General features: G+C 62.3%; 10 protein-coding genes, 1 tRNA gene and 3 pseudogenes. 10 read left to right on the top strand and 4 right to left on the bottom strand.

Annotated features, from left to right (window positions below; all coding sequences use genetic code 11):
* The first annotated feature begins 346 nt into the window (after nt 1-346).
* On the top strand, nt 347-1,045 hold the full coding sequence (locus DDF70_RS25725) for an IS6 family transposase (RefSeq protein WP_114947611.1): 699 nt from the start codon (nt 347-349) through the stop codon (nt 1,043-1,045).
* A gap of 92 nt (nt 1,046-1,137) precedes the next feature.
* Here the strand turns inward: DDF70_RS25725 and DDF70_RS25720 are convergent, their stop codons facing one another.
* From DDF70_RS25720 to DDF70_RS25710, 3 genes and pseudogenes are all read right to left on the bottom strand, one after another.
* Nucleotides 1,138-3,540, bottom strand: coding sequence for a DUF3141 domain-containing protein (locus DDF70_RS25720; protein WP_245435648.1), 2,403 nt, complete (start codon nt 3,538-3,540; stop codon nt 1,138-1,140).
* A gap of 683 nt (nt 3,541-4,223) precedes the next feature.
* A pseudogene (locus tag DDF70_RS25715) lies at nt 4,224-5,232 on the bottom strand (IS110 family RNA-guided transposase).
* 247 nt (nt 5,233-5,479) lie between these two features.
* Nucleotides 5,480-6,184, bottom strand: a pseudogene (locus tag DDF70_RS25710) (Tn3 family transposase); the annotation flags it as partial.
* A gap of 81 nt (nt 6,185-6,265) precedes the next feature.
* On the opposite strand from DDF70_RS25710, the gene DDF70_RS25705 reads away from it, so the two are divergent.
* The 9 genes and pseudogenes from DDF70_RS25705 to DDF70_RS25660 all read left to right on the top strand — a co-directional run bounded on the left by DDF70_RS25705 (nt 6,266) and on the right by DDF70_RS25660 (nt 18,056).
* On the top strand, nt 6,266-7,387 hold the full coding sequence (locus tag DDF70_RS25705) for a tyrosine-type recombinase/integrase (RefSeq protein WP_114947610.1): 1,122 nt from the start codon (nt 6,266-6,268) through the stop codon (nt 7,385-7,387).
* The gene (locus tag DDF70_RS37570) at nt 7,384-9,438 is read left to right on the top strand and encodes a tyrosine-type recombinase/integrase (RefSeq protein ID WP_205772477.1); all 2,055 of its coding nucleotides are present in this window, start codon (nt 7,384-7,386) and stop codon (nt 9,436-9,438) included. The genes DDF70_RS25705 and DDF70_RS37570 overlap by 4 nt, the downstream gene beginning before the upstream one ends.
* A gap of 253 nt (nt 9,439-9,691) precedes the next feature.
* Nucleotides 9,692-10,387, top strand: a pseudogene (locus DDF70_RS25695) (Tn3 family transposase); the annotation flags it as partial.
* Nucleotides 10,388-10,489: 102 nt separating this feature from the next.
* Nucleotides 10,490-11,155, top strand: coding sequence for an FABP family protein (locus tag DDF70_RS25690; RefSeq protein ID WP_114947609.1), 666 nt, complete (start codon nt 10,490-10,492; stop codon nt 11,153-11,155).
* A 183-nt stretch (nt 11,156-11,338) separates the two neighbouring features.
* Entirely contained in the window at nt 11,339-11,950 is a 612-nt protein-coding gene (locus tag DDF70_RS25685; RefSeq protein WP_114947608.1) for a hypothetical protein, read from the top strand.
* Between the two features lie 242 nt (nt 11,951-12,192).
* Complete coding sequence (locus tag DDF70_RS25680; RefSeq protein WP_245435647.1) at nt 12,193-14,874, top strand: DEAD/DEAH box helicase; 2,682 nt, start codon at nt 12,193-12,195, stop codon at nt 14,872-14,874.
* A 5-nt stretch (nt 14,875-14,879) separates the two neighbouring features.
* Nucleotides 14,880-15,983, top strand: a complete 1,104-nt coding sequence (locus DDF70_RS25675) for an SWIM zinc finger family protein (protein WP_114947606.1) — start codon at nt 14,880-14,882, stop codon at nt 15,981-15,983.
* A gap of 882 nt (nt 15,984-16,865) precedes the next feature.
* Nucleotides 16,866-16,942, top strand: a tRNA-Arg gene (locus tag DDF70_RS25665).
* Nucleotides 16,943-17,141: 199 nt separating this feature from the next.
* A complete protein-coding gene (locus tag DDF70_RS25660) occupies nt 17,142-18,056 on the top strand; it encodes a DUF3800 domain-containing protein (protein ID WP_162820663.1) in 915 nt (304 codons plus the stop codon).
* Between the two features lie 985 nt (nt 18,057-19,041).
* Here the strand turns inward: DDF70_RS25660 and DDF70_RS25650 are convergent.
* On the bottom strand, nt 19,042-20,382 hold the full coding sequence (locus DDF70_RS25650; protein WP_114946107.1) for an IS1380 family transposase: 1,341 nt from the start codon (nt 20,380-20,382) through the stop codon (nt 19,042-19,044).
* Nucleotides 20,383-20,493: the final 111 nt, after the last annotated feature.

The following is a 20,493-nucleotide window of genomic DNA, read 5'->3' as shown; positions in this document are numbered from 1 at the left end:
GTAGTTTTGATATGAACAGTCGCGCAGCCGACGCCCTATCACTTTGTGGTTCGGGCGATGTTGACCTGCCACTGAGTATTTCGGAGTTAGAGTCCCGCCCGAAGTGATCTGCGGCCGGCAAACTGGACCATTTTTGGCTAGAGTTCTCGACTGCCGAACCCTTCGGCTGGGAGGAGCGATGGACCATGAAGGCCTCGAAGTTTTCAGATGCGCAGAAGGCGTTCATCCCGAAACAGGGCAACGACGGGGTTGCGGTGGCGGAGATCTGCCGTAAGGCCGGGATCAGGGCATTGTTGCATTAACCTTTGCCGTGTAGCGAGGGATGGCTACTCGAGGAGCCATCCGGTTGTCGATCTTCAAGCGCCGTCGTTTTCCAATCGCGATCATCTTGCTGTGCGTACGCTGGTACTGCAAGTACGGGATCAGCTATCGCGACCTGGCTGAAATGATGTCCGAGCGCGGTGTCAGCGTCAATGCAAGCACGATCTTTCGCTGGGTTCAACGCTATGCCCCGGAGATAGAGAAGCGGATGCGACCATACCAGGGACATCGTTCAGGCTCATGGCGCGTGGATGAGACCTACGTGCGAGTGGGCGGACGCTGGCGGTACTTATTTCGAGCGATTGATAAACACGGTCGGCTGATCGCCTCCATGCTGGCCAGTCGGCGTGATACTGGAGCGGCTTATCGCTTTCTGCGCAAAGCTCTGAGGGCGGTGAGCGACTATCCTCCCTCAGCCATCACGACGGACAAACTGGCTTCGTATCCAAAAGCCATCCGGCGCTTGCAGAACGAAGGATTGCTGCCGCAGGATGTCGAGCATCGGACCTCGAAATATTTGAACAACATTCTTGAGGCGGATCACGGCGCGCTCAAGCGCGTCATCCGGCCGACACGCGGCTTCCAGACGATGAAAACCGCCGCTGCAACCCTGACGGGTTTTGAAACCATGCGCATGATCCGCCGCGATCATTGCATCCAGCGGACACGTCGAGCGACAGGCGAAGTCCGTCTCTTCAATCAGCTCTTCGGCCTTGCAGCCTGAATGACCCGTTCGACGGGGTTCGTTATGCCCTTTTCAAGTTACTGCAACGGTGCCCACACCGTCCTCGTCTTCTCACGACAAAGATCCGCGCTTCAGCCGGCGCCCATATCCGCCAAAGGATTCTCCGTGACATCGCCAGTGATTGGTGGCTGGTTAAGCACTTGAGCGAACTGCCGTAGGAGGTCAACCGTGCTCGGATCCATTTCCGCGACGGGGCCGAGTACGTAGTATGCAAGGAGGCAGGCGCGACGCCGCTGCTGGCGATCATTCAGTAGCAACGGTAGGGTATCGATGGCCTGCTCCCGTTCAAATGTGGCGATAGTAGTTTGCTGGCGAATGACTGAGGTCAGGCGATCACGAGGTAGAGAGCGGAATGGCTCGTCTTGGATCAATATGCGGGACCAGCGGCCCAGACGATCGCTGCGGATACCCCCGCGATCGTTAGCAAGCAGCGTCACCATGCGAGTGACGCCTTCGATGAAGCCGCCAGTTGCGATTGCGTCGAGCGCATCGCAAACGTCGGGGCATGACCGCAGTTCTCCAAGCACCGGTTGCCTCGCATTCACCTGGGAGGGGCTGCTAAGGTAGTGCTGCAAAGGATTGTTCCATACGCTGTGGAACACCAGCTCAAAGATCATGTCGCGCAGGTCGCGCCAGAAGATCATCGCCTGTTCGACGTGCTGGACATATAGTGCTTCTGCAGTTAGGAACGGATTTTCCGCTCTGGCCCTTGCGCGATTGCGTCGAACCTGCTCGGCCAGAGACTGGACGCCAACCATCATCGGATTCTGTGAAGACATTAGCGCTCGCGATAAGCGTTTCGGGTGGAGACTTCGGCTGGCCTCGGCCGTGAGGTCTGTGACTGCAGCTCTGATGAACGGACGGGCAACTGTATGATAGATCTGGGCCTGAATCCGAGATGTGTGGTCGACAGCGTTGAAAGGAATCTCGTCCCGATAGCTGTCGTTAAGTGCACGAATATCCTTGAAGGTGCGGCTGACCAGTTCAACGCTGAAGTGCTTGCATCCATCATGCTCTTCAACATCTTTGATGCACATTTCGTAGAGCCCGGGCATCAACGTTTCGATCGCTTCCAGAATGGTGGCGACTTGATTGAACTCCCTATTGATAACTCTCGAAGATACAAAAATTCCGAGATGCCCGACGTCATTGTGTACCATGTAGATAATACGTTGGCCGCGAACCCGGACCTCCTCCTCGTTCTGGTAAACATCTGTGATCCAATTCAGAGCTTGCTGAGGCGGGGTGACGTTGTCACCATGGCTGGTGAAAACGATGATGGGCGCGCGGATCTGCTTGAGATCGATGTGCTGACGCTCCGATAGATTGGCCCGGTTTCTGGCGAGCCGGTTGCCGATGAACAGGTTCTCTAGAATCCAGCAGATCTCATTCTCGTGCAGCAGGCAGAAACTGCCCCACAACTTCTCCCTTGCTAGGAAACTTTCGCGCGCCGTGTCAACGTCGCGAAAAGTCTCAGCGTACTTCAGGAACAGCCGGCTCTCGGGATTGAGTAGTTCAAAATTTTGTATGAGATTGGCGCCGTCGAAGATCCCGTTGCCGAGGTCGCATAGAAACATCGGTATCCATATGCCCCCGAATATGCCGGCAATGTAGCGGAAACTGCTATCGCCGATGTTCCCCGATACAGCCGACACCGGCGATCCGTTGATGACAATGGGGCCTGTCAAGTCAGGGTTTGTTGCGGCCAGCACGAGCGTTGCCCAGCCAGCTTGGCAGTTACCAACGATTGCCGGGAGAGGGGCACGCGGATGCCGGCGGATAACTTCCCGAACAAAGGCGGCTTGCGCATAGGCGACATCGGAGAGTTGCTGACCCTGCTCCGGCTCGCGACGGAAGGCCACCAGATAAACGGGATGACCTTCGCGCAATGCGACGCCGGCCTGACTATCGGCTGCGTGGGCGCCGACACCCACACAGTGTCCGGCTCGCGGAGGGACAATAACAAATGGCCGGCGGGACAGGTCGGTGGTAACATCCTGAGGAGGGATAATTCGTAGTAATACAAAGTTGGATTTTAGCGGAAGCTCCCGTCCGTCCATAATGGCGTCGTACTTGTAGAAAAGCACCGGTGGACAGCCAGCCGCCTCATGTTCGAGGAAGATGTCGCCACTCTGTCGTAAAGTATCAAGTAGAAGTACAGCGCGATCAATTGCGTCTCTGATGTATTCGTTCCAGTACTCCCCAAGCCGTCCGTCTTCACACAGGTTTCGCAGACCTATGGCGAGACGTTCACCGGTTGCCAAGAATTCTGGTAGCCGCATGGAAGCCAGTTCGCCACTACGTTTAGCCCGCAGCATCAACGCGTCTCGCAGAATGGTGACAGTTCTGGCATTCGCCCCTACACTACGATCGACGTAGATGCTGAATGGGCCGCGGAAGAACGCACCGTCGAGTTCATCGCGTTGCGTTTTCATTGACGGCGTGCGATTGGACCATTCGAAAGCGCCAGACATAGTCCGACTTCCTTTGTTCTACACCAGATACCCCACCATAATGCTGACTTTCGCTGTGGTGCCGAGCTGCTTACTGTGCGCGCCTCATCCAGCTAACTGTTTGCAGGCTAGAAGGCGTCGCCCACGAATCGAGCCCGGTGTCTTCCCACCGCCTTTGCAATTCTCCCACGCAAGTTTGGTGCCACGCACGGTATAAAACCGCAAAAATATTGCTGTGAGACCCGTCTGAGGGAGGCTCGCCCTGTGCCTTTTTGTGTGTTCAGTGGCACCGGACATGACCGGAGCGGCCCGACGCACGCGTTGAGAGTTGGACGAGACGTCGTCGCCTTTGTCGCAGATCAGACACACCATCGCTGCTCGACTGCTTCTCGCCAGATCGGCACCTGTGGTCCTCTACGCCAGTGTGGCCTTGTTCTCTTATTCCGGGGCTTCTGGTCAAGCCATTTGAGCGGCCCTTTCCGTCAGTTCGGCTGATACCACCTGTCGCGTCAGGGTTCTCTCCGCGGTCGGCAGACACCGCCGCATGATGGGGTCGGAAGCCTCAGCCTGCCATGTTGCATACGCGGTCAATCTGCTCCCTGAGGTTCAGGTTTCAGGCCGCAACGGTGCCCACGCGATGGCTGCTGCCTCGTCCCGACAAGGGACATCACTCCGCCAGGCGGCGGATCTCGTGAGCTACAATCTCATGCCGGCAGGCCCTCCTTGTTGGACCAGCGGAAGTCGGTACCATCGTGCCACATTCTGTGGAGGATGACCGACAGCTTACGGGCGACCGCCACCATGGCCTTCTTTCCACCGACCTTCCTGGCAAGCCGCGTCCCCCAGGCTTTGATCGACGACCAGTGCGAGACGCGGTTGAGAATGATGCCCGCCGCCTCAAAGAGGTAGGTTCGCAGGAGCGGATCGCCGCATTTCGAGATCCGCCCGCTCCGATCGACCTCGCCCGACTGGTCGCGTCGCGGGGTCAGGCCAAGGTAAGCCCCTACGCTGGATGAGCTCGAGAACCGGTCGGGTGTGTCGATGACACTGATATAGGCCAGAGCGACCAGAGAGCCGACACCGGGAGCCGTCATCAGGCGTCGGGCTAGCTGATCCTGGCGCGCCAGCCCCATGAGGCGAGGGGTGAGGATGCCGATGTGTCGGCTGACTTCCTGCAAGGCTGTCAGGAGGGCCTCAACCGCATCCTTCAGTGGCCCATCTGCCACCAAGTCGCGCACGCGGTCGATGAAGGGCTGATGGCCTCCCTTACCAGCGAGCAGACCAAAGGGCTCGAGCATGCCTCGGATCTGGTTGATCAGGTCCACACGCACCTCGACCAGACGGGCTCGTGAGCTGAGGAAGCTGCGGATCACCTGGCTGTCCAGGCTTTTGACGGTGACCTTCCGGTACCAGCCCGAGCGCATCATTGGGATCGGTCTTGTTCACCTGCAGAGACAGCGCTGCCTTGGCATGGCGAGCGTCCAGGCAAATCACAGGCAAGCCGCGCTTCTTCAACTCATGCCAGTGCCATGTCGACAGCGGGCCGCTGTCCAAGCCACTCCGCTCCACATGCGGGGCTCTCGCCTTGACGACTGCGGCAATGGCCTCTGGCGTCGGAGCGCATTTGCCCCGCCAGAGCGCCTTCCCATGCTCGTCGACAATGCAGACGGCTGTCTGCTTGAGCGACACGTCCAGCCTGACATACTGCTTCATGAGGATACTCTCCGTTGGCTCCAGTTTGGCCTGATCGCATCAGACCCTACTTTGCTGTCGAAGGGCACCAGGCCCGGAATAACCCCATGTTGCGTTAACCCCGAGGTAGGAGCCGGATGCGGGAATTCCGCTCGTCCGGATCTGTGCGGGGGGTGCCCAGCAATGGGCATCCCTACCGCGATTCTGTTCCTGATTATACGCTAAGGTAGAACGAAAAGCGAACCTGCCCATCGGCCCTGCCGTTGGGCTACGCGGCACGAGCCAAAGCCTTCGGCAGTCGCAGGGGACGAAAGCCGTCCACGAGCACAGGCTGCTCGCCCCAGGCGTAGGTGCCGGTGAGGTTGATATGCTCCCAACTCAGAGGTGAGACGTGTTTGAGCACCTCAGGCCGAATGATCCGTCCCTGGCGGCGGAGATGATCCACAGCGCGACCGAGATAGATCGTGTTCCAATGGATGATCGCACTGACCACCAGGTTCAGCCCGGACGCTCGAAAGGCTTGGCTCTCGAACGAGCGATCCCGGATTTCGCCGCGCTCATGGAAGAACACGGCTCGTTTGAGCTTGTGAGCCGCCTCGCCCTTGTTCAGGCCAGCCTGACAACGCCGCCGCAGAGCAGGGTCGGAGTACCACTCGATCATGAACAGGGTGCGTTCGAGGCGACCGAACTCACGAAGGGCGCGGGCGAGCTGGCTTGGATTGCGGGAGGCTGCCAACCGCTTGAGGATGGTTGAGGGAGCGACTGTTCGCGTTTGGATGGAAGCCGCCAGATGAACCAAGTCATCCCAGTACTCCATGATCAGGCTGGCGTTGATTGGCACGCCAATGTGCCCCTGAAGTGCCGGATAGGTCTCCAGCTTCTCGAAGGTGTGGAGCCTCCGGTCCTTGAGATTACGAAGGCGTGGAGCAAACCGCCGGCCCGTCAGGGCGAAGAGGCCAAAGACGTGGTCACTCGTTATGTGGACACTCGGCGGACAGAGGCAGCAGGAACTGCTATTCTTCTGCTGCGTCCGACCCAGGTCTGGAGGCCTGCGATGTTCACGGTCCGGCGATGCCTCAGATCATCAGTTCCGGTCGAACTCGTGGATTCTGGCGGTACTTCCGTCGCGCCCGTTGCGGACTACCTCGTCTATCTGGCCTCGCGCGGCTGCTCGCCGCACGCCATCGTGGCCTACGCATACGATCTGCGTCACCTCTGGACCTTCCTCACCACCGCTGAACTTGACTGGACGACATTGACGCCAGTTCGTGCGATCGCGCTCCTCGTCCACCTGCGCACCATACCCTCCCAGGCCAAGCGGGCCAGAGGCTCCGACATCAACGCCGAACGGCGGCTGTCGCCGGCGAGTGTCAACCGCGCGCTCGCTGCCATCTCTGCGTTCTATGACTGGGCAATGCTCGCGGGCCATCACGCAGGTCCTAATCCGATCACCAAGGTCGAGTCGCGCGCCGTGCTGCGCTCAGTCGATCGGCACCGCCCCTTCCTCGAGGGCATCGCGCGCACCGCGCCGGTTCGGCGCACGCTCGCTGTGAGGACGGTGCGCCACGTGCCACGGCCGTTGTCTGGCGAGGAGGTCACGGCCATCCTTTCTGCGCTGTGCTGTCGACGCGATCTCGCGCTCGTCCGCCTCATGCTCGATGGTGGTCTGCGGCCCGGCGAGGCGCTCGGCCTCAAGCTCGAGGATGTCGCCTACGGCCGCAGGCGCGTCGTCGTGCGCCATCGCGAGGACCATCCGCGCGGGGTGCGCGCCAAGGGGTGCCGCGAGCGCGTCGTCGACCTGCACGAACCGGCAACGCTCGCCGCGGTCGCCAACTATGTGACGCTCGAGCGCCCGCGTGACACTGGCTCCGCCTTCCTTTTCCTCGTCGGCGGCCACGCTCGCCGCCGCGGCGAGCCGCTGTCCTATGCCGCGCTCGCCAAGCTGTTTGCGCGCGCCTGTGAGCGTGCTGGTGTGCGCAGGCCCCGCGTGACGCCCCATGCTCTCCGGCATACCCATGCCACGCGCATGTGGGAGGGAGGCATGTGCGAGCTTGCGCTCATGCGCCGGCTCGGTCATGCGTCACCCGAATCCACCCGCGTGTACACGCGGGTCTCGGATCCGATGGTGATCGCCGAGTACCGGCGCGCCCTCGGCATGGACGGAGCGGCCTCGTGAGAGCCGCCGGCCCGGTCTCGGCGGCGGCGCTCGCCGTCGGTAACCCGCCGCCGGCGCCCGTCCTCGCCGAACACTGCGACGAGACCGAATTCGCCAACCATGTCGCCCGCCAGCCGATCTGCGCCGAATACAAGCGTGCGCAGCTGCAGGTGTACCGGCACTTCCGAAGGTGCTGGCCCGACCTCCATGCCTGGCTTGCCCGGCCGCTGCCCGAGCGGGTCGGCCGTCTCAGTGGCGAGCGCCGGGGGGCAGCCAGCTTCCGTCTGTCCTACCAGGCCCACCCCTATCTCTATTTCCTCGCCCTCACCGACCGGCTTCGCCTCGACTATCCGTGGCTGCTCGCTGTCGGCAACACTCGGCCGCTCGTCGTGGCCTCGCAATTGGACATGGATCTCGGCATTCCGCGGCTCGTCGAGGAGGGGGTGGCGTTGGGATACAACCGCGCGGCGATCAGGCAGGCGATCTCGTGGTCAGTCGTTCGGATCGCCATGCATGAGGGCGTCCGCGATCCCGATCGGCTGCGCGCCGAGCACATCGACCGGTTGCTCGCGGCCATCCGCGACTTCGCAGAGCATAGTAGCATCGACCGGTTCTTCGGCTCGGCTGATGCCTACCGACGCGGACGGGCCAAGAGCTGGATCACGCATGGCGGCCAGCTTTCCGTCATCCTCTACCATCGCGGCCAGTCGGAGCGGCAGCCGGCGAAGACGATGCCGCGTTGGGCCGTCCGCCCGCCGGTTCAGCCCGCGATGCGCGCGCTCGTCGACCGTTGGCTGGATATCTCAAGGCCGATGCTGCGCCCCAACACCCTATACCACCGAGAAATCTCGCTGCGGCGGCTCCTCGAGTATCTCGCGACCGCAGCACCTGAGGTGCGCCGCTTCGCGCAGGTGACCCGTGATCACGTCCTCGGCTTCCTGGCGACGATGGCCGAGGACATCCAGCCGACGACGGGCCGCCGGCTCGCCACGCACACGCGGCGCGGCAGAGCGTCGGATGTTGCGCTGTTCTTCCGCGATCTCGTTGTGCTCGGCTGGGACGGGCCGGGGCAGTTGCTCATCGACTACCGCGACAAACCCCGCGTCGTCGACCGCGTGCCCCGCTTTATCCCGCAAGCGGAACTCGACCGGACCATGGAGGCGATCCGGGCGCTGCCGTGCCCGTATCGGCGCGCAGCGCTGCTGACGCTGCGCTGGTCAGGGGTCAGGCGTGGCGAGGTCCGCCGCCTCTCCTTCGACTGCCTGGACCGCTACCCTGACGGTACGCATCGGCTGCGTCTGCCGGCGGGCAAGACCTACAAGGAGCGCACGATCCCGCTCCATGACGAGGCGGCCGAGGCGCTGCGGGGCGTGATGGCCTTGCGGGCCGATGCTCCGGACCGCTGGTTCACTGACGAACTGACCGGCGGCCGCGTCCGCCACCTCTTCGTCGTCCGGGGCAAACTGATATCGGCGTACTATCTCTTCGAGACGGCGCTCCAGCAGGCCTGCCGCAACGCCGGTCTCGTGGACGCGTCGGGCCACGGCACGATCAGCGCGCATCGCTTCCGACACACGCTCGGCACCCAGCTGGCAGAACGCGGCGCCAAGCTCGACACGATCATGAGTGAGCTCGGGCACCAGAGCCCGGGGATGTCGATGGTCTACGCCCGGATCTCCGACCTCGAGGTGCTGCGTGATTACCAGGCGGTGCTTGGTCCGGGAGCCCTGATTGCGGGTCCCGGCGCCGAGGCGGTGCGCTCCGGCACACTGTCGGCAGGCGCGATCGACTGGCTGAAAGCCAACTTCCTGAAGACCGAACTTGAACTCGGGCACTGCCTGCGCCTGCCCGAGGAGGGGCCATGCGAGTGCGACCTGTACCTGGCATGCCCGCGGTTCGTGACGACCCCCGCCTACGCCTCTCGGCTTCGCGAGCGACACGGCGTCGACTTGAGGCTCGCCGATGATGCCCGGTCGCGCGACTGGCCGCGCGAGGTGGAGCGGCACTGTACCGTCGCTGCACGCATCGAGCGGCTGCTGGCCGACATGGGGGAGAACCCGCCCGACGGATGACCGCCGCCATGCTCCACGATGCGAAGCGTCACCGGCCTGCAGCCAGCGTGGCACCGACGGCCGACCGGCCCTCGAGGACGCTGGTGCGCCGCTCCGCGGTGGCCTGCGGCCATCCTTGACCGCTGCCCGGCCTCGGCGCGTCGGGAGAGGCAGGTCGGGACGAAGGGATGGTCCGTTCGATCGAACAAAGGGATTGATCCATCAGATGCCGAGAAATGCACCCGCACGACGCGCTTGACTTGTCCACATAACGAGTGACCACGTGTTTGGTCTCTTTGTCCTGACGGGCCGGCGCTTTGCTCCCCGGCTGCGCAACCTCAAGGACCGGAAGCTCCATACCTTCGAGAAGCCGGAGACCTATGCGGCACTCCAAGAGCATATCGGCGTGCCGATCAACACCAGCCTGATCATGGAGTACTCGGATGACCTGCTGCATCTGGCGGCCTCGATCCAGACGCGGACGGTCGCACCTTCGACAATCCTCAAGCGGCTGGCCGCCTCTCGCAATCCCAGCCAGCTCGCCCCGCTGCGCGGCGATCAGGATGGGAGTTGAGCGGCAATCAGGATGAGAGGTGACGGCGCGCTCCGGCGCCGCTGTCAGGCGGGTCTGAACAAAGGCGAGGCAGCCCATAAGCTCAAACGGGCCGTGTTCTTCCACGAGCGCGGTGAGACCCGTGACCGCTCGTTTGAGAGCCAAGCCTTCCGAGCGTCCGGGCTGAACCTGGTCGTGAGTGCGATCATCTGCTGGAACACGGTCTATCTTGGACGGGCCGTGGACCATCTCCGCCGTCAGGGGCGGGTCATCCCACCTGAGGTGCTCAAACATGTCTCACCTCTGAGCTGGGAGCACATCAATTTGACAGGCACCTATGCCTGGGGCGAGTAGCCTGTGCTCGTGGACGGCTTTCGACCCTTGCGACTGCCGCAAGCCTTGGCACGCGCCGCATAGCGCAACTGACTCATAAAAAGTGCAAGTTCCTCATTCGTTCTACCTTAGCGTGTCAATGGGAACAGTTCTTGCGCTGGCCGCTGTAAACAGAAAGGTTCCGTCATGACGCCTTCACCTATGACTGCCCTCACAGACGTTTTCACCGAACCCAGCGACGTCGACCCGGAAACGCTCAACAATCTGGGTCCGCTGCGGCGGCTGGCTGGGCGCTGGCGCGCATGCAAGGGGATCGACCTCAACCCGAAGGCGGAAGGTCCGGAGCGGCGCGTGTTCATCGAGACCATCGACTTCCAGGCGATCGATCCGCAGACCAACGGGCCGCAGCTACTCTACGGCCTGCGCTACCACATCCACATCACGACCGAGGAGGAGGACATCACGTTTCACGACCAGGTCGGCTACTGGCTCTGGGAGCCGGCCACCGGCCTCGTCATGCAGACCATTGCCATCCCGCGCGGGCAGGTCGCCCTTGCGGCGGGCCAGGCGAGCCCCGATGCCGACGAGATCGTCGTGACCGCAGCGCGCGGGCAGACCGATTATGGCATCTGCTCGACAACCTTTCTGGAGCAGGCGTTCCGCACCGACCACTACCGGATCACGATCACCTTCCATCCGGACGGGAGTTGGAGCTACGTGACCGATACCGAGTTGCTGGTGCATGGCCGGGACACACCTTTTGCTCATCAGGACCGAAACACGCTCCATCGGGTCGGTGAGGCGAAGCCCAATCCTCTGGCGTTGATTTTAGCCAAGCGGAAAGCAGGTTGAGCGGAACAGCGCGGGCGGGCGGGCGGGCGTCGCTCCGTAGCGAACCTTCTCTGCACAACGGTTCAAGCTTGCGCCCCAAATCTGCTCCGCTTACCTTGGTGGGTCCAGAGGACTTCGATCTTTGACCTGGCTGGGATTGATCTCCATTCTCCTTTTTGGCGCTCGCTTGGAACGGGTTTGACGATGAGACGACCCACACGCCGGGAGATCGCCGCACAGGACCGCCAGATGCTGATCCGCCAGGCACAGTTTCGCCTGGCCGCTGATGCCGTGACCGCAGCACTCTCCGGGGTTCCAGAGGTCGCGGCGGTGGCGTTGATCGGCTCGGTCGCCCGGCCGCTGTGGCGGGAGGTGCCGCGCTTTCAGCCGTTCCGAGACTGGGACGTTCCGGTCTGGCACGAATGCAAGGATGTCGACTTAGCGGTGTGGCTCGATTGCCTGGACCGGCTCCAGACTCTCAACCGGGCCCGCAGCATGGCCCTCCACCAGTTGTTCAAGGAAAAGCAGATCGGGGTGGCTCACCATCAGGTCGAGATCTTCATTCTACAAGGAGAGGTGAACGTCTATCGCGGCCGGCTCTGCCCCTTCTCGCAGTGCCCGAAGGGCAAGCGGGAATGCCTGGTCCCGGGCTGCGGGCGGGAACCGTTCCTGCAGCAGCACGCCGGCTTTACGTTCTGGCCGGACGCGCTGGCACCAGCTAGCATCATGCACCTGTATGATCGGCGGCGCGGTATCCTGCGATGTGCCTCCGAGGTATCGGCCCAGGGACAGGACGACCATGTCGCGACAGCATGACGCCTCGTGTGACGAGTATCGGGATCTGTGCAGCATCCCTGTGACCTATGGTGCTATGCCCCTTTCATTGGTGCCGATCTGGCGGAATGGCAGCGATCCGGGCCGGATCGGCGCCAATCTGCCCGACAAATTCGCGTGCTCTTCGTGACGGCTCTCAGACGTGTTCAGTGGGTCTTGGGGCTCTTTAAAACGGACAGTGCGGATTGAAACACTTGGAAGCGCTTTCAGCCACAATGCCCCGCATGCAGTTGCGTCTCACCCCGCGCGGGCACCTCTGGCTGGAGGAGGCAGTCGACGCGCCCACCCTGGATGACAAAGTGGCGGCACGGCTGGCCGAGGCGTTTGGCCGTGGCACCGGGTATGGGCTATTGCAACTCGGAGCGGGCGAAATCGGCCAGTCCTTGCCACCCGCCTTCATCTGGTGGCGCGATTTCGCCGCACGCTATGTTGAGGCAATCTGTCTTCATGGGGCGGGTGGGGGCGGAGAGACGCCGTCCGCCGTTGCCCCGCTGGCCGAGGCCGAACTCGCCACACTCGTGCTGACCGCCCCGATGATGCCGGGGGCAGAATACCTGAGCGTCGACATCCTGCGTGGGCTGTGGGACGATCTGTCCACCGCGTTCGCCGGGCTGTTCACAGCATCCGGCACTGACCTGCAAGTTTTTCTCAAAACGCTGAACCCGGCCTGGAATCTGATCGGCCGTGTTCACTTCAATCTGGCGGAGAACCGCCGCGACCCGGACTGGCCCTTTGCCTTCCTGGCCACCTACACCACGCGTCTGTCGGCCCAGGCGAAGGCCCAGCATGTGCCGCTCGGTCAGGCGTTGCGCGAATACGCCGGCGCCGCCAATCGAGACAGGCTGTTGTCGCTCTTGATGCCGGTGCAGCGGGCGGCGGAGCGCGCCAGTTGGCTCAAGGCCATGGTCGATGCCGGCGAGATCTTTCATCCTCTCCGCTGGAGTCCCGCCGAGGCCGCACGGCTCCTGAACAGCGTGCCCGACCTGGAAAGCGCCGGGGTGGTCGTGCGCCTGCCGGCTCAGTGGCGCGCGGGCCGCCCGTCACGCCCGCACGTCTCCGCCACAGTTGGCACCCGGCCGCCATCCGGGACTGGCCTTGACGCCCTGCTCGATTTCCACATGGACGTGACCCTGGAGGGTGAGCCGCTCACCGCCGCGGAGATGGCCACATTGCTCGCCGGCACTGAGACGCTGGTGCTGCTGCGCGGCCAATGGGTGGAGATCGATCGTCCGCGTCTGGACCGTGCGATGCGCCGCTTCAGGGAGGTGCAGGATCTCGCCGAGCAGGAGGGGCTCACCTTTGCAGAGGCCATGCGCCTGCTGGCCGGCACTGAGGCCACCGGGGACGACGAGCCCGCCGCAGGTGCCGACTGGTCGCACATCAGCGCCGGAGCGTGGCTGACTGAGACGCTGAGGACGCTGCGCAACCCCGACGGTGCCGGTGTTGATCCGGGCCCCGCCCTGAAGGGACGCTTGCGCCCATACCAGAAGGCGGGTGTCGAATGGCTCCACCTCCTGAGCGGACTTGGCCTTGGCGCCTGCCTGGCCGACGACATGGGTCTGGGCAAGACCATCCAGATTCTGGCATTGCTGCTGATCCAGAAGCGGAAAGGAGCCGCGCCCAAGCCGAGCCTGCTGGTCGCCCCGGCCTCGCTGTTGGCCAACTGGGCGACGGAGATCGAGCGCTTCGCCCCTGACCTGAACGCGAGGATCGTCCACCCCTCGGCGATGCCGGCCGAAGACCTCAAGCAGATGACGGTGGAGGGATTGTCGGGCCTGGATCTGGTGATCACCAGCTATGGCTCGCTGCTGCGCCTGCCGGTGCTGGCCAAAACGTCCTGGCACTTCGTGGTGCTGGACGAGGCGCAGGCGATCAAGAATCCCAACGCCAAGCAGACGCGCGCGGCCAAGGCCCTGCGGGCTGAAGCCCGGATCGCCTTGACCGGAACGCCGGTGGAAAACCATCTCGGCGACCTGTGGTCGATCTTCGACTTCATCAATCCCGGCCTGTTGGGGAGCGCGAAGGAGTTCGGCCGCACCACCAAGGCCCTGGCCGAGCGGCCGCACAATCCTTTCGGCCCGCTGCGCGATCTGGTCCGGCCCTACATCCTGCGCCGGATGAAGACCGACAAGACCGTCATCACCGACCTGCCGGACAAGATGGAGGTCAAGGCGCTGTGCCCGTTAAGCCGCAAGCAGGCTGCGCTCTATGCTGACGCGGTGACGGATCTCGCCAAGACATTGCAGGATGCCGACGGGATCCGGCGCAAGGGTCTCGTGCTGGCGACGCTGATGCGGCTGAAGCAGATCTGCAATCATCCCTCGCAGTGGCTCAACGATGGCAGGTGGACCGAGGCGGACAGTGGCAAGTGGGCTCGCCTGCGCGCGATCGCCGAGGTGGTCGCCGCCCGCCAGGAGAAGATGCTGGTCTTCACCCAATTCCGCGAGATGACGGCACCCCTGGCGGCGTACCTTGGTCGGATCTTCGGCCGACCCGGGCTGGTGCTGCACGGCGACACCGCTGTCAAGCACCGCCGGGCCCTGGTCCAGACCTTCCAGGAGGACGAGACCGTGCCGTTCTTCGTCCTGTCCTTGAAGGCGGGGGGCTCGGGACTGACGCTGACCGCGGCGTCTCACGTCGTCCACTTCGACCGATGGTGGAACCCGGCGGTGGAGAACCAGGCCACCGACCGGGCCTTCCGAATCGGTCAGACGAACAACGTGCTGGTGCACAAATTCGTCTGCCAGGGTACAGTCGAGGAGAAGATCGATGCGCTGATTGAGGCGAAGAAGGGCCTGTCGGACGATCTGTTGGTCGGCGGAGACGAGATCAACCTGACCGAGATGAAAGACGAGGATCTGCTGCGGATGGTGGCTCTTGATCTGAAGTCGGTCATGACGGAGTAAGGCGGATGGCTCCTTGGTTCTATGAGGGATGGCCCCCCTACGTTCCGGTTGCGGAGCGCCGGAAGCAAGCTGCGCGCGAGGTGGAGAAGCTGCGCAAGAAAGGGCACCCGGTCGCCCCTGTCGTCCTGGAGGGACGCACCATCGCCCGGACCTTCTGGGGCAAGGCGTGGTGCGACAACCTGGAGAGTTATCAGGATTTCGACAACCGCCTGCCGCGCGGCCGCAGCTATGTGCGCAATGGTGCGGTGATCGATCTTCAGATTTCGGCGCTGGAGATCAAGGCGACGGTCAGTGGATCGTCAATCTACAGGGTTACGGTTAGCATCACGGCGTTGGCGCCGACGCTGTGGCGGTCGATCTGCACGGATTGTGCCGGCGGCATCGACTCCCTGGTCGAGTTGCTGCAAGGCCGCTTCTCCAAGGGCGTGATGGAACGGATCTGCCGCCAGGACAGAGGCTTGTTCCCCAAGCCGTCGGACATCCGGTTCTCCTGCACCTGCCCGGATGGAGCCTTGATGTGCAAGCACGTCGCCGCGGTGCTGTATGGCGTCGGCGCCCGGCTCGACGAGAGGCCCGAGCTTCTGTTCCGGCTGCGCGCGGTGGACGAGAAGGATCTGGTCGCCGATCTTGAGACGGCGCTGCCACTCTCCAATCGGCCGCTCGATGTCGGAAAGGTCCTGGAGACGGACGACATCTCGGCTTTGTTTGGCTTGGACCTGGCGGAGGCCGGAGACGCAATCCCAAGCCGTGATCCTACGCCCACTGCCCCCGAGCCGGTGGCTCGAACTGGCCAGAAGCGGACCAGCACGAAGGCGGTGGGACACAAGACAGTTGTTCGACCCCATCCGGCACCCGCTGCTCGAAAAGCGAACCCGCACGCCGCATTGCCGGCACGGCAGACCCATATAACCAGCAAGGCCAGTAAGGCCAGTAAGGTGCCTCATTCCGCTGAGCCGATCGCCCGAACCCGGCCTCCCGACGATTCCCCGATCCGAAAGGCGTCCGGACGAACCCGAGATCCCAAGGCCGGGAAAGGCAAGGGGCCGCGGACAGTCCCGAAACCCGAGATGGAATTGACCCCGGACGGGTTCGTGAAGTGGTGGAAATGACTTTCCAACCCACCGGAACCAGGAGTGCTTGGATGCCTCTGAGCACGGTGTGACGAGCTCCCTCCAAGCTTGGATCAGAGCGGCTGAATGCCCATATAATGTCCATGTCGCACAAGGGATCTTCGCCTCGCACCCTCGATCTGTTCGAGGTCACACTCACCGTACCAACACCTCGGTCCGAACCGGCTGCTGCTTCGGCCAAGCCGCTGGCGCTGGGCAGCCTGTCGGATGCTCAGCTGGCCCAGCAACTCGGCCAGCTTCTGGAGGAGGTGCAGCGCCGGATGAAGAAGGGCAGGGGGAGCCGGCCGGAATTGGAGGTGGCGGTCAGAAATGCCAGCGTATTCCTGGAGCGCCACAATTTGCACCCATCAAAACAACGGGGCAGGTCCATGCGCCCTGGTAAGTCCTCATCCACATTACAGGAGGGCGACGCAAGGCAGTGCGGGCTGCCCTTCTGGCGGGGGTGGCGCCGGCACAAGTTGCGAAGCACTTTGGCCTGCCGCTGGCTGCGGTCCGAAAGGTGCTCGAAGAGACTGCATAGGCTCCTGGGTCGCATTCGAGAATCCGTTCCCCAGCCTCAGCGAGACCCTCGGACTTTTAATCAGAGGGTCCTGGGTTCGAGTCCCAGCGCGCTCACCATATATCCCAGAGGCTTAGATCCCATGTGGCCCGCCGGCAGGTCGCACGCACAGCTTTCAGTAATCACATGGTAAGCACGAACAACAGTTTCGGCGCGCGACGTTCCGACTATAGCTCTCTCGGGCCCTGCTATAGGGAGCTGCGGAGTAACGCTCAGGCTGGTTTTGCGAGCTCCAGATCAATAATTCAGCCTTCCCATAGCGGGAGTAGGTAATCTGAACAGTTGGCGGCCTGCCGCCTCAAGCACCCGTAGCTCAGCTGGATAGAGCGTTGCCCTCCGAAGGCAAAGGTCACACGTTCGAATCGTGTCGGGTGCGCCAATCATTTCAGTCACTTAGCCCTAATCTGAGCTTTCATCCCACACAGCCGCCCCACATAGACATGTTGTCGCGCTGATAAAGGCCGGCAGGAATCGCCTATGTGCCAAATAGCCCGGCACTGTTGGATTTGCTGGCGAATCGAGCGCAATCCGGCCGGTGCATGCTATAAGCCCTAGTCCTGATTCATCCGGTATCGCTAGTGTTAACTCCTCAAGCCGCCAATCCCGAAGCCGCCAGTTCAAGCCTCGGAGCACAGACGACCGCCCCGCGCGCCCCGCTTCTGCACCTCTATGTGGATGAGACTGGATCGCGGCATCCGGACCGAAAGCCGCCTCAAGCGGGTCATGGGTATGACTGGTTTGCCATTGGCGGCATTCTGATCAATGCGGAGGAGGAAGAGGCCGCCAAGCAGCTTTATGCTGACTTCCTGAAGCGTTGGCCACAGGTTCAGCACCCGCTTCATCTAACTGACATCCGAGCGGAGAAGAAAGGATTCGCTTGGCTTGGACGGTTGAGCGATGAGGAACGAAGCCGCTTCCTCTTGGATCTGAGAACATTCCTTGGGAACGTACCCGTCGCTGGTACCGCCTGTGTCATCGACAGGCCGGGCTACTATGAGCGAGGCTATGCCAAGAGGTACGGTGATGAGAAGTGGAAGCTCTGCCGGAGCGCCTTCGACATCGTCGTGGAGCGGGCAGCCAAGTATGCGAAGCTGAACGGTCGCCGGCTCAAAGTATTTTATGAGCGTGCCGACCCTGTCACGGATGCTCAGATCGAGGGCTATTTCCAGAACCTGAAAACAAACGGCCTAGGTTTCGACACGGGGACGTCCGCGAAGTACGCGCCATTTTCCGCGGCGGACTTTGGAGAAACGCTCGTGGGCATCGAAGGCAAGGATAAGCGCAACAAGATGATGCAGGTTGCCGACAGTTATGTGTATTCAATAGCTAGAGGCAGCTACGACAGGAAGTTCGATTTCTTTCGGCGCATCTTTGAAAAGGGCCGTCTCGTCACGACGCAGGTCGATATAGCCTTGGCCCCGACGCTTGGCATCAAGCGGTACTGCTTTGATCTTGTCGATGCTGCCCGCACAAACAAAAAAGGCCGGGATTAACCCGACCGTTTTTTGCGGCCCCCATACGGTAGACCTCTAGGCATTGCCTGCACGTTATGTATGAGAACAACGGCCCCTTGGCAAGGCGGTTCCGATTATCTTTTCGTCGGGCTCCGCTACCCTTTGGAGCTATAGGCCAGCACAAAGACTCGGCCGTTAATCCTTCCGCCCTTCAGAATTGGCACAGCCATCCTAACGGCACCTAGTTCTGTCGCATCTCCAGCATAACCACGCACCGCTTGTGCGATATCGTTACTCTGTCCCCAGAGATTACAGGGATAGAGTATCCCTCGTTCTGCGCTATCCGCAGGTCATTGGCTGCTATCTGACTGGCCAGCGTCTCGCCCATACATGCGCAGTAGTCGGTTGCGCTGAATCCTACGCCCATCAGCATGTTCATGAACCTAGTATCAGCCAAGGTCCTGTTCATGCACGTTTTCCGATACCCGCTGGCCGCAGCCTCAATGTCAAATGCTAACGATGGGGTGGTACACGCGACCAAGCCCATCAGCGCTAAAATGCTGCCTAGTCTCATCCCAACCCCCATTTAGGAATGCAATCCAAGCACAACCGCCAAGGTTTCGCTAGAAGTGCCGCCTTAGTTGGGCGCCGCCTCCACTGGCGTTTGTAGGAGCTGCCGCGCGAACAGCTCCGCGACCGGGGAACGGCCCCTCTGGGTCGCCATGGCGCAGATCTGCTCCGCTCTATCAGGAGCCACGAAGAGTTCGGCCAGGGTGCTTGTGCGGCGGACGAGTGCAAAGGCTATCTCACGACCCGCAGATACGGGCTGTCCAAAGCAGCCTATTCTAGCCCGATTAATTCACGGCGACCCTTCTGAGGTTGGCTTTGCGAGCCTTACTGGTAGCTTTGACGGGCTTTCAGGCATGTCTTCACCACCTCCAAGGATTCGGCTTGGCGGATGAGAGCGGCGGGTTTGCAGGTGGACGGGACAGGGCTCGGGTCAGGGGCGTGTGCGCCCCATTGATCAGGTGACGAGGCGCGGCAGACGGCCGAGAACCACGCGCAGGATCGTCTGGTCAGGACAGGCGCTCGGCAAGTGCAGCTGGATCTGGGTCTTCCGTTCAACCACCCGGGCGGCGATCTTGATCAGGCGCAGCCGCAAGGTGTCGAATTGCGCGATGCGCCAGAGCGAGCGCTTCGGCATCCTCGCCCGCAGGACCCACATCAGCCAATAGGCGCCGGCATGCAGGAACAGCCGGAATTGGTTCGCCGTCGCTCGGGAGCAGGACGTGCGGTCGGCCGCCAGGTGGGCTTTCCAGGCCTTGATGTGGTTTTCCGCCGTGCCGCGCCGACAGTAGATCCGCTCATAGAGCGTTCTGGCTTTGCCGCCAGTGAGATTGGTGACGATGAACCGCGTGTCGCTGCCCTGCGCGCCCGCTTCGACACGAGCGATGATGCGCTCGACCCGGCTCCAGCTTGCAGCACCGTCGAAGAACTCCGTGAAGCGCCGCACCTTGCCTTTCCGAGGAGCCGCGGCAAAGCGCGCCTTGGCGCTCGCCTCCAGACCCGCAACGTGCCGGCGCAGGGTCGAGGTTGAGGCCACTCCGAGGATGAAGTCAACGCCGTTGGCTCGGCACCAATCGATCACCAGCGGACCGCAGTAATGGCTGTCAGCCCGGATCAGGATGCGGGTGGTGGGCCAGTGGGTTCGGATCGCCCGGATGAGCCGGCGCAGATGAGCCCGGATCTCGCTGCCCTTGGGCCGACGGGCCGGCCGCAGCACGGCCGTGATGAAGCGGCCCTCACCGTCGAACACGACTATGGGCTGAAAGCCGTATTCGTCGTAATGGGCATTGAACAGCCGCAGCTGCTGGTCGCCGTGAACGGCATCGAAAGTGTCGTCGAGGTCGAGCACGATCTGCTTCGGCACCTGTCCGAACGAAGCGCAGTACAGATCGATCATCGTGCGTCCCATACGCAGCAGCGACCGCGCATCGGGCATATTCTCCAGGCGCGAGAGCGTCGGCTGTGAGGCGAGATGGCGATCCGATGGCAGCACGTCCTGCGCCATCTTGAAGATCGGGTCGGAGCGCAGGCTGATGGCGTCGTTGCAATCCTCATAACCGGCAGCGATCATCAACAGCCGGAAGCGGATCAGATCGGCCAGGCGATGAATGACCTGATCCTGAGAGCGTGGGTCATCGATGCACGCGGCGAGCCGCTCGGCGACACCCAAACGCTTCTCCACCTCGCGCAGGGCGAGAACTCCGGCGTCGGAGGACAGCAGGCCGCCGTCGAACCGAGCCAGTACGGTTTTGCCGGTAACAGGTGACAGGCCCGGTAGTGGAAGCGTAGAGTGGTTCATGGCGGGTGGGTTCTCCCAGAAATGACGCGGATCGGCTTCGACAACCAAATCCTAAGTCATCTCAGGGGCTTGAGCTACACCCGCCAACCCTCCATGAATTTTCCGGGCTAG

This window comes from Microvirga calopogonii (assembly GCF_003347665.1).
In the GTDB taxonomy this organism is placed as follows: domain Bacteria; phylum Pseudomonadota; class Alphaproteobacteria; order Rhizobiales; family Beijerinckiaceae; genus Microvirga; species Microvirga calopogonii.
Note: the sequence above shows the minus strand (reverse complement) of the source record. Positions and strands in the feature narration are given on the sequence as shown.

Bases quoted from the DNA above. Each gene is read 5' to 3' on its own strand.
- DDF70_RS25675 (WP_114947606.1), top strand. From the start codon at position 14,880: ATGGCTCCTTGGTTCTATGAGGGATGGCCCCCCTACGTTCCGGTTGCG.
- DDF70_RS25720 (WP_245435648.1), bottom strand. From the start codon at position 3,540: ATGTCTGGCGCTTTCGAATGGTCCAATCGCACGCCGTCAATGAAAACG.
- DDF70_RS25690 (WP_114947609.1), top strand. From the start codon at position 10,490: ATGACGCCTTCACCTATGACTGCCCTCACAGACGTTTTCACCGAACCC.
- DDF70_RS25705 (WP_114947610.1), top strand. From the start codon at position 6,266: ATGTTCACGGTCCGGCGATGCCTCAGATCATCAGTTCCGGTCGAACTC.
- DDF70_RS25680 (WP_245435647.1), top strand. From the start codon at position 12,193: ATGCAGTTGCGTCTCACCCCGCGCGGGCACCTCTGGCTGGAGGAGGCA.
- DDF70_RS25650 (WP_114946107.1), bottom strand. From the start codon at position 20,382: ATGAACCACTCTACGCTTCCACTACCGGGCCTGTCACCTGTTACCGGC.
- DDF70_RS25685 (WP_114947608.1), top strand. From the start codon at position 11,339: ATGAGACGACCCACACGCCGGGAGATCGCCGCACAGGACCGCCAGATG.